General features: G+C 52.2%; 12 protein-coding genes. 6 read left to right on the top strand and 6 right to left on the bottom strand.

The window, feature by feature from the left end:
* The first annotated feature begins 83 nt into the window (after positions 1-83).
* Entirely contained in the window at positions 84-1,325 is a 1,242-nt protein-coding gene (gene mdtM, locus G4551_RS03160) for a multidrug efflux MFS transporter MdtM (RefSeq protein ID WP_003837191.1), read from the top strand.
* Between the two features lie 80 nt (positions 1,326-1,405).
* Here mdtM and metC read toward each other — a convergent pair whose 3' ends face one another.
* Positions 1,406-2,596, bottom strand: a complete 1,191-nt coding sequence (gene metC, locus G4551_RS03155; protein ID WP_003019195.1) for a cystathionine beta-lyase — start codon at positions 2,594-2,596, stop codon at positions 1,406-1,408.
* Between the two features lie 30 nt (positions 2,597-2,626).
* Complete coding sequence (locus G4551_RS03150; RefSeq protein ID WP_003019196.1) at positions 2,627-3,859, bottom strand: dicarboxylate/amino acid:cation symporter; 1,233 nt, start codon at positions 3,857-3,859, stop codon at positions 2,627-2,629.
* 219 nt (positions 3,860-4,078) lie between these two features.
* Here G4551_RS03150 and G4551_RS03145 point away from each other — a divergent pair, with 219 nt between their 5' ends.
* The 5 genes from G4551_RS03145 to G4551_RS03125 all read left to right on the top strand — a co-directional run bounded on the left by G4551_RS03145 (position 4,079) and on the right by G4551_RS03125 (position 8,533).
* Positions 4,079-5,005, top strand: coding sequence for a LysR family transcriptional regulator (locus G4551_RS03145; RefSeq protein ID WP_003837185.1), 927 nt, complete (start codon positions 4,079-4,081; stop codon positions 5,003-5,005).
* Between the two features lie 75 nt (positions 5,006-5,080).
* On the top strand, positions 5,081-6,361 hold the full coding sequence (locus G4551_RS03140) for a DUF445 domain-containing protein (RefSeq protein ID WP_003837183.1): 1,281 nt from the start codon (positions 5,081-5,083) through the stop codon (positions 6,359-6,361).
* A gap of 13 nt (positions 6,362-6,374) precedes the next feature.
* A complete protein-coding gene (locus G4551_RS03135) occupies positions 6,375-6,839 on the top strand; it encodes a GNAT family N-acetyltransferase (protein WP_003837181.1) in 465 nt (154 codons plus the stop codon).
* A 97-nt stretch (positions 6,840-6,936) separates the two neighbouring features.
* Positions 6,937-8,124: an MFS transporter gene (locus G4551_RS03130; protein WP_003837179.1), complete on the top strand. Its 1,188-nt coding sequence runs from the start codon at positions 6,937-6,939 to the stop codon at positions 8,122-8,124.
* 190 nt (positions 8,125-8,314) lie between these two features.
* A complete protein-coding gene (locus G4551_RS03125) occupies positions 8,315-8,533 on the top strand; it encodes a hypothetical protein (protein WP_003837176.1) in 219 nt (72 codons plus the stop codon).
* Positions 8,534-8,580: 47 nt separating this feature from the next.
* Here the strand turns inward: G4551_RS03125 and G4551_RS03120 are convergent, their stop codons facing one another.
* The 4 genes from G4551_RS03120 to G4551_RS03105 form a co-directional block, all read right to left on the bottom strand.
* Complete coding sequence (locus G4551_RS03120) at positions 8,581-9,558, bottom strand: porin (RefSeq protein WP_003837174.1); 978 nt, start codon at positions 9,556-9,558, stop codon at positions 8,581-8,583.
* A gap of 120 nt (positions 9,559-9,678) precedes the next feature.
* Complete coding sequence (locus G4551_RS03115; protein WP_008322159.1) at positions 9,679-9,882, bottom strand: hypothetical protein; 204 nt, start codon at positions 9,880-9,882, stop codon at positions 9,679-9,681.
* Between the two features lie 648 nt (positions 9,883-10,530).
* Entirely contained in the window at positions 10,531-11,304 is a 774-nt protein-coding gene (gene uxuR / locus G4551_RS03110) for a Uxu operon transcriptional regulator (RefSeq protein WP_003033268.1), read from the bottom strand.
* Positions 11,305-11,436: 132 nt separating this feature from the next.
* Positions 11,437-12,912, bottom strand: coding sequence for a fructuronate reductase (locus G4551_RS03105; RefSeq protein ID WP_003837172.1), 1,476 nt, complete (start codon positions 12,910-12,912; stop codon positions 11,437-11,439).
* Between the last annotated feature and the right edge of the window lie 27 nt (positions 12,913-12,939).

The following is a 12,939-nucleotide window of genomic DNA, read 5'->3' as shown; positions in this document are numbered from 1 at the left end:
TCTGTCATCGGCCTGACGTCTCAAAGACGGTATTGAATTTCGCTATTCCCGTTGAGGGTTTTCTCCCGACAAGGAGCTGTTTTATGCAACGGATTCTCGCGTTTTTCTCCCAACGCGCTACGACGCTATTTTTTCCTATTGCGTTGATTTTGTATGATTTCGCCGCCTATCTGTCGACGGACTTGATTCAGCCCGGCATCATTAATGTCGTACGCGATTTCAACGCCGACGTCAGCCTGGCGCCCGCTGCGGTGAGCCTCTATCTGGCAGGCGGCATGGCGCTGCAATGGCTGCTGGGGCCGCTTTCCGACCGGATTGGCCGTCGACCCGTGCTGATTGCGGGGGCGTTAATCTTTACCCTCGCCTGCGCTGCCACGCTGTTTACTACTTCAATGACGCAATTTCTGATCGCCCGATTTGTGCAGGGCACCAGCATTTGCTTTATCGCAACCGTTGGCTATGTCACGGTACAGGAGGCGTTTGGGCAAACGAAGGCCATTAAGTTAATGGCGATAATCACTTCCATTGTTTTGGTTGCACCGGTTATCGGCCCGCTCTCCGGAGCAGCGCTAATGCACTTTGTACACTGGAAGATCCTGTTTGCCATTATCGCCGTCATGGGGCTTATCGCCCTGATTGGGCTAGCGTTAGCCATGCCGGAAACCGTCCAGCGCGGCGCGGTGCCGTTCAGCGCACGCGGCGTACTGCGTGATTTCCGCGACGTTTTCCGCAACCGGGTATTCCTGTTTGGCGCAGCCACGCTATCGCTAAGCTATATCCCGATGATGAGCTGGGTGGCAGTCTCGCCGGTGATCCTGATTGATGCGGGCGGCATGACTACATCGCAGTTTGCCTGGGCACAGGCCCCGGTGTTTGGTGCAGTGATCGTCGCCAATATGGTGGTGGTGCGTTTTGTGAAGGATCCAACCCAACCCAGTTTTATCTGGCGCGCCGTGCCTGTTCAACTGAGCGGGTTAGCGGTGCTGATCGCGGGCAATTTGCTGTGGCCGCACGTCTGGCTGTGGTCGGTGCTGGGAACCAGCCTGTATGCGTTTGGTATTGGGATGATCTTCCCGACGCTGTTCCGCTTTACACTTTTTTCCAACAACTTACCTAAAGGAACGGTCTCGGCATCGCTGAATATGGTGATCCTGACGGTGATGGCGGTTTCTGTCGAAATTGGGCGTTGGTTATGGTTTAACGGCGGCAGGATTTCGTTTCATCTGCTGGCGGTTGTGGCGGGGCTCGCTGTCGTGTTCACTCTGGCAGGCTTACTCAAACGGGTACGCCAACATGAGGCAACGACGTTAGTCACTGAAAACTAACCTGCCCGCTTATCCGGCCTACGACAACTATGTAGGCCGGATAAGGCGCTTGCGCCGCATCCGGCTACGCTCACATCACCTTACGCAATGCGTGCAAATCCCGCTTCGAGATCGGCAATCAGGTCGCCAATATCCTCCAGGCCAATATGCACCCTGACCAGCGTGCCGCTGAAATCCACCTCTCCAGCCGGGCGAATGCTGTTCAGCTCTTCCGGCTGGTTCGCCAGAATGAGCGACTCAAATCCACCCCACGAATAGGCCATATGGAACAGCGAGAAATTATCGAGGAAATTCGCCATCTGTTCGTCGGTCAGTCTCTTTTTCAGCACAAATGAGAACAGGCCTGAGCTTCCGGTAAAATCACGCTGAAAATACTCATGGCCCGGACATTCCGGTAACGCCGGATGGTTCACCCGCGCCACTTCCGGTCTTGCCGACAGCCAGCGAGCAATATGGATACTGCTCTCCTGATGCTGCTTAAGGCGTACCGCCAGGGTACGCAATCCGCGGCTGCCGTTGTAGGCGGTATCGGCATCCAGCGTTTGCCCCATCAGATAGGAGTTCTCGCGCAGACGATCCCAACAACGGGCGTTAGACACCGCCGTGCCCAGCATGCCGTCCGAATGACCGATGGTGTACTTCGTTCCCGCCTGAATGGAAATATCCACGCCATAATCCAGCGCTTTGAACAGCACACCCGCCGCCCAGGTGTTGTCGATCATAATGACAATCTCCGGATTCACCGCGCGGATAGCCTTCACCATCCCCGGCACGTCCTGGACTTCCATAGTGATAGAACTTGGTGACTCAAGGAATACAACCTTCGTTTCCGGACGCAGAAGATCGACGATACCTGCACCAATCAGCGGATCGTAATACGTTGTTTCAACATTGAATTTACTCAGGATCTTATTGCAAAAATCCTGGGTTGGCTCGTAGGCCGCGCCGGTCATCAGGATATGATCGCCACCCTGAACAAACGCCAGAATCGCATTGGTCACCGCCGCAGCACCACATGGGTACAGCGCGCAGCCAACGCCGCCTTCCAGTTCGCTCATTGCCTTCTGGAAGGCAAAGTGGGTATAGGTTCCGCGACGACCGTAAAACAGCTCACCGTTTGCGCGATTGGCGGTGGCAAATTTCTTGTCCTTCACGGTATCAAATACCAGTGAAGAGGCACGTTGGATAACCGGATTCACCGCTCCCTGGGTGTAGCGTTTGTCACGACCAGCAACAACCAGTTGCGTCTCAAGCTTCATTGCGTCTTTCATAACATCTCCTGTTCTTAATCCGTGTGAAACCTATACCACCGCAGCAGTAGAGTTTATTTCAGTGTTGGTCTGCTTTTTTCCAGCGAACCGTTCAACAATCTGCGCCGCATTCAAATCATGGATAACGTTAATCAGTGTGGCCGGCGCATCGGTAATGGTGCCCAGCACCACCAGCATCGGGATTGCCTCCATCGGCAGGCCCAGCGTGGTGACGATAAAGATTTCACCGAGGAACGCCCCGCCCGGCACGCCACCAACGATAATGGCGGAGAGCACCGCAATCAGCATCGTCAGGAAGAAGGTTTCGGTGGTGAATTCCATGCCCAGCACGGAATAGATAAAGACGATTTTCAGCGCGGCAATCATCGCCACACCGCCTTTGTTCAGGTTAACCAGCAGTGGAATGGAAACATCAACGATTTCCGGGTTAATCCCCATCGCCTTACCGGCACGCAGCGTCACCGGGAGCGTCCCCAGCGAAGAGCAGGTCCCCAGCGCAGTTGCAGACGGTTCAATCGCGTTACGCCAGAAGGCTTTGACCGCCGGAATACCGCCGCCAATATACGAATAGAGAATCGAGCCAAAAACAAAATAGACCAGCGTGGCAACCATAAACAGGCCGATGGCACGGGCAAAGGTTAACAGTAGTGCAGAGTCCTGACTGGCCATGGTGGCGGCGAAGTAGCAGCCCAGACCAATCGGCGCGACCTTCATAATGATCGAAACGATCTTCATGATCACGGTATTGGCGTCTTCCAGCAGCGACGCAATGCGTTTACCGGCCTGATCCGACTGGCCAATCGCCACACCGGCGATGATCGCCATCACGATCAGTGCCAGAATATTGGACTTAGAGAACAGCCCAATAAAGTCGCTGGTGGTGATCATGCTGACAAAATCCATCTTGCCGCTGCCCGCCTGCACCGACTGCGAGAGATCGATAGTGACGCCCTGCGCCGGGTTATACCAGAGCGCCAGCGCGACGATCCCTGCCGCCGGAATAAAGGCCATCGCGATCGAAACAATAAAGATAATCGCCATAATACGCCCCAACCTTTTCAGGTCGGTCATACTGGCGATCGAAGACATGACGCTGATCCCCACCAGCGGCACAATAATCATAAATAACAGGTTTAAGAATATCTGACCTATTGGCTGGAGTTTACTTGCAAACGATGGGGCATAAATACCTAATAAGCCGCCAATCACCAGAGCAACTAATAAAATAATCGACGATCTGTAGGGTTCTAGTCGTGACCACATAATCGGTACCTTTAGAATAATAATTAATGAGATTAAATTCACAATGTGATGAGTTTCCGTTTCGCCTCCTTTTAATTTGTGACGTAACTCACCTAAGTTGTTATTTTTTCATTTTGCCAGCAAGTTGTTTCCTGTGATTCAATAGTTGCATGTTTAAAAGGCGAATGTAACGGCCTATTCGTACCGTTTTTGCAAATCACTTGTGAATTTAAGGAAATTATGAGTACGCCGATTTCACTCAAGCATCTGGAGTTTTTTACTAAAATCGTCGACTGCGGAGGATTGTCAGAAGCCGCGGCGCAGCTCAACGTCTCGCCGTCTGCGGTCAGCAAAAGCCTGACAGCGATGGAAGATACGTTAGGCACGACATTAATTAAACGCACCACCCGCAGTATTACTCTGACCGACGCCGGGCAATATCTCTTCAACCGCGCTAATAAGCTGTTGAAAGAATTCGATGAAACGCTGAATACCACCTCCGGTTATTACCACAGCCCGCAGGGTGAATTACGCATAACCTGCTCAATTGCGTTTGGTTATTCCCGGCTGGTGAACCTGGTGGATAAATACCGCTCCCAGTTCCCGGATGTGAATCTGTATATCGATCTCAACGATAACTTCGTCAATCTGAACGAAACGGATTTCGACATTGCCCTGCGAATTTCCACCGCGCCGCCGCAAAACTATGCGATGCGCAAGCTGGTGCCCGTTCGCTGGGCGTACTGTGCCTCACCCGGCTACCTCGCTAAAAAAGGCATGCCCCAGCGTCGCAGCGATCTGGTAGATCATGATTGCCTGGTTTACCCGGGCCTCACGCCGGTACTGAAGGTGGCAGATGAACAGGATCGACTGCATCAGTTGAAACTACATATGCCGATCCAGGCCAACAGCAGCCTGGTGCTGTTGAAGTCGGTGTTAGAAGATCAGGGGGTGGCATATTTGCCCACTTATTTGATTGGCGATCATATTCAAAAAGAGGAGATCACGCCGCTGATGCTCGACGGCACCATCACCTGTGAAACTCATGCCCTGTATGCGCTGTACTTTCCCAGCAAGTACAGCAATCCGAAGGTGCGATCGTTTATCGATTTTCTGGTCGCAGAACTTGGTCCCTTACCGGCGTGGGATAACTGGATCCCGGAGTAAACCCAGCCCACCTGAAAATGGGAGGCGCACCACATTTTTTGCGCGATCCCCTCGTCTGGCTCTATCCTTAAGCCTATGAATAAAATTGCTGAACTCAAACGTGCCAAGCGACTGGCGCTCTCATTGCTGCTGATCGCTGCCGCGACCTTCGTCATCACGCTATTTCTGCCACCTAACTTCTGGGTACTCGGGATCAAAGCGATTGCCGAAGCGGCGATGGTCGGCGCGCTGGCGGACTGGTTTGCCGTGGTGGCGCTTTTTCGCCGGGTGCCGATCCCGTTTATCTCGCAACACACGGCTATTATCCCGCGCAATAAGGATCGGATCGGCGAAAATCTTGGTCAGTTTGTACAAGAGAAATTCCTCGATACCCAGTCGCTGATAGCCCTGATCCGCCGCCATGAACCGGCCTTGTTGATCGGCACCTGGTTCAGCCAGCCGGAAAACGCCCAGCGCATCGGCCAGCATCTGTTGCAGATCATGAGCGGTTTTCTCGAACTGACCGACGACTCGCGCATTCAGCGGCTGATCAAGCGGGCGGTGCACAAGGCTATCGACAAGGTCGATCTCTCCGGAACCAGCGCGCTGATGCTGGAAAGCATGACCAAAAACAATCGCCATCAGGTGCTGCTCGATACGCTGATCGCCCAACTGATCGCCCTGCTCCAGCGCGACAGCTCGCGAGCGTTTATCGCCAGACAAGTAGTGCACTGGCTGGAAACCGAACATCCGCTGAAAGCGAAGATCCTGCCAACCGAATGGCTGGGCGAGCACAGCGCCGAGCTGGTGTCTGATGCCGTTAACTCCTTGCTGGATGACATCAGCCACGATCGCGCGCATCAGATCCGCCATGCCTTCGATCGCGCTACATTTAAGCTCATCGATAAGCTCAAACACGATCCGGAGATGACCGCGCGGGCCGAAAGCATGAAAAGCTATCTGAAGGAAGATGAAGCCTTCAACCGTTATCTTGGCGAGCTGTGGGCAGACCTGCGTCAGTGGGTGAAAACCGACATTAACGCAGATGATTCCCGCGTGAAGCAGCGCATCGCCAGCGCCGGGCAGTGGTTCGGCGAAACGCTGGTAGCCGACAGCGCCCTGCGTGCCTCACTAAATGGGCATCTGGAGCAGGCTGCGCATAAAGTTGCCCCGGAGTTCGCCACCTTCCTGACGCGCCATATTAGCGACACGGTGAAAAGTTGGGATGCACGCGATATGTCGCAGCAAATTGAGTTAAACATCGGTAAAGATTTGCAGTTTATTCGCGTCAACGGCACGTTGGTTGGCGGTTCAATCGGGCTGGTGTTATATCTGTTGTCGCAAATTCCGTCCCTGCTGACGCTGGCGAATTTTTAAGGAGAAAGATTCAATGACGATGAACATCCGCATTTTTTCCCTGCGCGAGACGCCAGAAAAGCTGCACGAGATCACCGCTTACTTTCAGCAGCAATGGGCCTCAGAAGACTCCATGGCGGTATACGAGGATGCATTGCGCCGTTGTATTGGCGCAAAGAACCCGCTACCGCAGTGGTACTGGCTACAGGATGGTGGCAGCATTGTTGGCTGCGCTGGATTGATCACCAATGATTTTATTAGTCGCGGCGAACTGTGGCCGTGGCTATGCGCGCTCTATATCGATCCTCGCTATCGTGGTCACGGTCTGGCGTTTCGCCTGATCGAACATATTGCACAGCAGGCCAGACAGTTGGGTTTTACACAGCTCCATCTGTGTACTGACCTGAAAGGTTTATACGAGAAAGCAGGGTTTTACTTCAACGGGCCGGGCTATCATCCGTGGGGAGAAGCCTCGCGGGTCTACAGCCGTAACCTTTGATGGCATTCAGCGTTACGCGGTTTTATTTTTACTTTTCATTATCATTTACGTATGTAATATAACAATTATCAGCTAACAGCGCGAAATGAGAGTCCGTATGCCCCAGGGAAGCCCAGATTCAAATCGCCATGCCATCAGTGTCGCGCTCTTTGGCATGCTGGTCTTAACGCTGGGCATGGGGATTGGGCGCTTTCTGTATACGCCAATGCTGCCGGTACTGCTGTCAGAAGGTCAATTTACGTTTGACCAACTCTCGTGGATTGCCAGCGCCAACTACGCCGGGTATCTGGCGGGAAGCCTGCTCTTCTCCTTTGGGCTCTTTCATCTTCCCTCACGCTTACGTCCAATGTTGCTAACGTCCGCGCTCGCTACCGCAGGGCTGATTCTGGCGATGGCCAGCTTAACGCAGCCCGCGCTGGTGATGCTGATCCGCTTTCTGGCGGGCGTCGCCAGTGCCGGTATGATGATCTTTGGCTCGATGATCGTTCTGCATCATACCCGGCATCCCTTTGTGATCGCGGCGTTGTTCTCCGGCGTTGGCGCAGGCATTTTGCTGGGCAATGAATATGTCATTAGCGGTCTGCATTTTGCGCTGTCCTCGCACACGCTCTGGCTGGGCGCGGCGGCAGCCTCGGCTCTGTTCTTTGTGCTACTGGTTATACTCCTGCCATCTCGCGACCACGTGCTCCCCGCCGCGGCCCCGGTAAAAACAGAGCATCAGCCTATGTCCTGGTGGCTGCTGGCGCTGCTGTACGGGCTGGCCGGATTTGGCTACATCATTGTCGCCACCTACCTGCCGCTAATGGCGAAAAGCGCCGGTTCGCCGCTGTTGACTGCCCATCTCTGGTCGCTGGTCGGCATATCGATAATTCCGGGGTGTTTCGCCTGGCTGTGGGCCGCCCGACGCTGGGGAGTATTGCAATGCCTGACGGCGAATTTGCTGATTCAAAGCGCCTGCGTGCTCATGACGCTCGCCAGCGGCTCTTTGCCGCTGCTGGTGATAAGCAGCATGGGTTTTGGCGCAACGTTTATGGGAACCACTTCACTGGTGATGCCGCTTGCCCGACAACTTAGCGTACCGCGCAATATTAATCTGCTGGGCCTGGTCACTCTGACTTACGGCATTGGGCAAATACTTGGTCCGCTATTAACCAGCCTGCTGGGAAGCGGCGCACTGGCGATCGTTAACGCCACGGTGTGCGGCGCCGTCGCGTTGTTGATTGCGGCACTTATCAGCCTCACGCAATTATACAAACAGCGTTTCGCCTCGCCAAAAAGGGTATAACCGGCAACCTTCTAAAGAAGGTATATTCGGATTAGTCCGCAATTAAATGTCAACATTTAATAAACCTAAAATAATCGGTAATGACCCGCCAGACAATTTATAATTCCCGTCCGTTCATTTATAAACTCAATTTAAAACGCGTAAAAATGGACATGTTAATTCAACATCAACACTATCTTCGGGAAAATACATGTCGTGGTTTAAAAAAATATTACTGGGGTTGATTATTTTGGCGGGTTTAATTGGCACGCTAAAGGATTATAAAGACTTTGGCTGGTTTGGCGCACTGGGATTGTTTATTATCTTCCTGTTATCAACAACATTTTTATGGCAATGGGCCTCTGGCAATGGCTGTTTAGCGGTGTACAGCAGGAAGAGAGTCAGCCGGTTTAAACGCCGGCAGATATAAAAAAAGGCGTCTTAACCAGGACGCCTTTTTCATACCAGAACAAAAAGTTAGAACTGATAGGTCAGACCCGCAGCAACCTGGTTATCGCTGTCTTTACCATCGAGCAGGTTAATTTTGTAACCTACATCAGCCACGATGTTTTTGTTGAAGTAGTAGTCTGTACCCAGCGCGACGTATTCGATCAGGTCATTATTGTTGTTATCACGCGCGTGGACGTAAGCCACGTTCGGACGCAGACCAAAATCAAACACATACGCAGCCATCGCTTCAAAGTGCTCAGCTTTGTCCGCATCCTGAATCAGGTTGTGGGACTCTCCGTACATAGTCGCTACATAGATAGCATTAGCATCATATTTCAGACCCGCGCCCCAGAACTCTGCGTTTTCGCCATTCCAACCTTTTTGTTTCTGCTGAGCAGTCACAGAACTGTTGGTATAGGCCGCAATTGCAGATATGCCAGAATCCGCAATGTTGTCATAACCCAGGGAGAAGCCGTGGCCATTGCCGTGTTGTTTCGTCGGATCCTTATTGGTATCGTCCTGACCCTGATATTGCGCGCCAACATTCAGACCATCAACGGCACCGAACAGATTTTTGGTGCGAAGTGTTGCAACGCCAGAAGTGCGTGTAGTAAGGAAGCGGTCAGTATTTTCAAAGGAGTCACCGCCGAACTCTGAGAGAGTATCAGTATAAGCTCCCACATCGTAAGCGATACCATAGTTGCGACCATAGTCAAAACTGACGTCATGACCATAATCCAGGCCAGCAAACGCCAGACGTGTATTAACGCCATTCTGCGAACCTTCTGCTTTAGCGGCATCAAACTGACTTTCAAATTGCCCGTAACCGGTCAGTTGATCGTTGATTTGCGTCTCACCGCGAAAACCCAGACGTGCGTAGGTTTCATCAGCATTAGTACCATCAGTCCAGGAATGGGCTGCTTTTACTTTGCCGTAGAGATCCAGCTTGTTGCCATCTTTATTATAAATTTCCGCTGCATGAACGGAGGTTACCCCTAATGCCATTACAGCTATGGATTAAGGGGCAATACCAATAACACACCAAAAAAATACCAATGAAGGTAATAATGAAGTGGCAAGACATAATTCATTTTTGGATTTTCAATCAAAACCGGACAGCGATAATTACTCGAGACTTTCACTCTCATTAACTGAGCGATGCAACATTAATGCTTCAGCAATAATATCTTGTTTACTTTTACGGGTTTCAAATGCCAGCGTTCGCACATATTCCCACAAAGAGGTATCGACACGGGCACTTAAAAGAACCATATCTTTTGATCGGGTCCCTCTGGGTTTTCGAATATCGGGATAGTCTCGAGATGGCATTTTCAACTCCTGAACGTAATAACACGCTTATGGCGATGAAATATGCAGTTAGTGTAAAAACATGTCAACGGCAAAATACAGGCATAATAGTAATGAAACTGTTAATAAAAAGCAGAAAAATGGAACGATATTTCAAATGAAAGATAACTTGATTATGGAATAATGTGTAATGTTAACTTTACGCATATTGTCTTTTATTCATTTGATTAAAAAAACATGAGGAATTTACATTAGACATATCACAACTCAAAACATCATTATGACCAATAAGTTACGCATCGTTATTAATGTCTACATTTACGCGAACCGCTTGTTTTTATGTGTAGTTATGCCGGTAAACCTTATCCTGATTACTGCAGAGATCGCGTTGATTCTCACTTGACCCAGACCCGTTTTGTCTAAAAATAAGCACGGAAAGGTAAAAATAAGGTAAATAACACATTTTTTCGCATGCGAAAATAAGTTGTTTTTAATTGATTTAAATCAATTTACACCGCACAAAGGGGACGAAAAAATGTTCATCCGAGGCGATGGAAACAATTTTTTACGTGACTTTCAGAACGTGAAAAGCGGCCCTGCCGGGCAATGAATGAGAATGCGGAAAACGCGGTGCGGGCCGCAATAGCCCGCGTATGAGAGGAAGGGAAATCAGGCGTTAACTTTATCCAGCGGCCAGGAATCAAACAGATAACCATCAAAATCAATGTCATCGACATTTGAAAACTCCAGCAGACGCTGTTTGACGTTTTCCAGATGCTGCCACATGGCCAGCTTGGCCGCGCGGGCATCTTTTTTGATTAATGCAGCCAGGATCTGTTTATGGTCGCCCATCCACTCTTTCCGGTAGTGGGTATCGTCGAGGTGGCTATGGAGCTGGATCCACATCGGGTTGTTCTCACGCCACTGCCATGACTGGCGAAACAGCTCCACCAGCATGCTGTTATGCGTGGCTTCAGCTATGGCGAGATGGAACTGCATGTCGCCGCTTTCAGAACCGTTCGGCTCGCTGGAAGCCAGCTCCCGCTCTTCCAGTTGCAACGCCTGGCGCATTTTGACGATATCTTCGCGGGTAGCCTGCAGCGCGGCAAATTCGGCAATGTTGCTTTCCAGCAGCTGTCGCGCCTGCAACAGTTCAAACGGGCCCGCATCATTGCAATGATTTGCATCCGTACTGTCGATAGTCTGCGCATCCGCATTGTCGAGCACGTAGATCCCGGCTCCGCGGCGCACGTCCACCAGGCCTTTAATTTCCAGCATGATTAACGCTTCGCGAACCACCGTGCGAGTGACATTGAGCATCTCGGCAATTTCACGCTCTGGCGGCAAGCGTTCACCGGGCTGGTACGGCGTCTGGACAATCAGATCGCGGATCATGGCACCCACTTCCTGGTAGGGTCTTTGCTGAGAAGTGTTCGATTTCATCGTGTTATGTCCGTCAGATGCGTGTAATCAGATACGGGGAATAGGTATCGAACTATAGCATTTGCGGGAGGGCAAAAACAGAAAACGGGTCAACCAAACCAATATTTTGATTGACCCGTCATAGTTCGGAGGTTATGCGTCAGCGCTTAATGCCGCAACGCACTCACGTGCGCCGTGTTCACATAGCTGTTGATACGTCGCGATAATGGTCTCCACAAAGCCAGCGTTTTCCGCCAGGTCATGACCAAAAATGCCAGACAGCCCCAGCAGCGCCGTCACGCGCTCGGCGCCCTGGTACTGTTGGTTAATGTGCTGGAATTCAGCCAGCATAGGGTCGACAACATCAATGGCCTGCCCTTGCTCATCCACACCGTGGGTGTAACGCATCCAGCCCGCCACGCCCAGCGCCAGGTGACGCCAGCCGCTGGCATTTTGCAGGTGCAGACGCACCGGATCCAGCAGGCGCTGCGGCAGTTTCTGGCTGCCGTCCATCGCAATCTGCCAGGTACGGTGGCGCAGAGACGGGTTGCTGAAACGCTCGATCAGCAGTGTCGCGTAGGCGTTGAGATCGGTGCCTTCCGGCATCGAGAGCGTCGGCGCCTGCTCCTGCATCATCAGCGCAAACGCAGCTTTGCGGTACGCCGGATTGGTCATGGTATCGGCGATGGTTTCATAGCCGCCGAGATAGCCCAGATATGCGAGGAAAGAGTGGCTGCCGTTGAGCATGCGCAGTTTCATCATTTCAAACGGCACCACGTCGGCCACGAACTGTGCGCCAACCTTGTCCCAGTCAGGACGACCGTTGACAAAATTGTCTTCAATTACCCACTGACGGAACGGCTCACAGGCGATAGCACACGGATCGTAAACGCCCAACTGGTCGGCAATCTCCTGCAACGTTTCCGGCGTCGCCGCCGGAACAATGCGGTCGACCATAGTGCACGGGAAAGTCGCATTAGCTTCAATCCACTGCGCCAGCTGCGGGTCGCGCGCCTGCGCCAGCCCCAGTACTGCGACTTTCGCCACATGCCCATTTTCACGCACGTTATCGCAGGACATCACGGTAAAAGCCGCCAGCCCCTGCTCACGGCGCAGGTACAGCGCTTGTACGATGTAACCAATCGCCGATTTCGGCGCGGTCGGATTCGCCAGATCGTGTTTAATCAGCGGGTTATTGAGATCTAACTGACCGCTGGCCGCATCGGTGCAGTAGCCTTTTTCGGTGACCGTCAGCGAAACAATTGCCGTCTGCGGGCGCGCCATCGCCTGTAAAATACCGTCACAGCCGTCAAGATCCGGGTGCAGCGCTTCTTTCATTGACCCGATCACTTTCAGCACGGTGTTGTCCGCGCCTTTTTCCGCCACGGTATACAGCAGTTGCTGCTTGCGCAGATTTTCAATCAGTACGCAGTCGTTACCCGGCATCAGGTTAACTTCACAGATCCCCCAGTCGCTGTCAGTGGTTTCCAGCAAATGATGGGTGTACAGCGCCTGATGTGCGCGGTGAAAAGCGCCACATCCCAGGTGAACAATGCGGGATTGCAGGCGCGAGCGGTCCCATGCAGGGCGCGCAACCGGCAGGTCGCTATTGGCAATTGTCGTTGTCATCGTGAACTCCAGAACCCGTTGAAAGGC

The organism is Citrobacter freundii ATCC 8090 = MTCC 1658 = NBRC 12681, from assembly GCF_011064845.1.
Taxonomy (GTDB): domain Bacteria; phylum Pseudomonadota; class Gammaproteobacteria; order Enterobacterales; family Enterobacteriaceae; genus Citrobacter; species Citrobacter freundii.
The sequence above is the reverse complement of the archived record's forward strand: the minus strand, read 5'-3'. Positions and strand labels throughout refer to the sequence as shown.

Excerpts from the sequence above, each read along its gene's own strand:
- G4551_RS03140 (WP_003837183.1), top strand. The coding sequence starts at position 5,081 with ATGAATAAAATTGCTGAACTCAAACGTGCCAAGCGACTGGCGCTCTCA.
- uxuR (WP_003033268.1), bottom strand. The coding sequence starts at position 11,304 with ATGAAATCGAACACTTCTCAGCAAAGACCCTACCAGGAAGTGGGTGCC.
- G4551_RS03130 (WP_003837179.1), top strand. The coding sequence starts at position 6,937 with ATGCCCCAGGGAAGCCCAGATTCAAATCGCCATGCCATCAGTGTCGCG.
- mdtM (WP_003837191.1), top strand. The coding sequence starts at position 84 with ATGCAACGGATTCTCGCGTTTTTCTCCCAACGCGCTACGACGCTATTT.
- G4551_RS03125 (WP_003837176.1), top strand. The coding sequence starts at position 8,315 with ATGTCGTGGTTTAAAAAAATATTACTGGGGTTGATTATTTTGGCGGGT.
- G4551_RS03145 (WP_003837185.1), top strand. The coding sequence starts at position 4,079 with ATGAGTACGCCGATTTCACTCAAGCATCTGGAGTTTTTTACTAAAATC.
- G4551_RS03120 (WP_003837174.1), bottom strand. The coding sequence starts at position 9,558 with ATGGCATTAGGGGTAACCTCCGTTCATGCAGCGGAAATTTATAATAAA.
- metC (WP_003019195.1), bottom strand. The coding sequence starts at position 2,596 with ATGAAAGACGCAATGAAGCTTGAGACGCAACTGGTTGTTGCTGGTCGT.
- G4551_RS03150 (WP_003019196.1), bottom strand. The coding sequence starts at position 3,859 with ATGTGGTCACGACTAGAACCCTACAGATCGTCGATTATTTTATTAGTT.
- G4551_RS03105 (WP_003837172.1), bottom strand. The coding sequence starts at position 12,912 with ATGACAACGACAATTGCCAATAGCGACCTGCCGGTTGCGCGCCCTGCA.
- G4551_RS03135 (WP_003837181.1), top strand. The coding sequence starts at position 6,375 with ATGACGATGAACATCCGCATTTTTTCCCTGCGCGAGACGCCAGAAAAG.
- G4551_RS03115 (WP_008322159.1), bottom strand. The coding sequence starts at position 9,882 with ATGCCATCTCGAGACTATCCCGATATTCGAAAACCCAGAGGGACCCGA.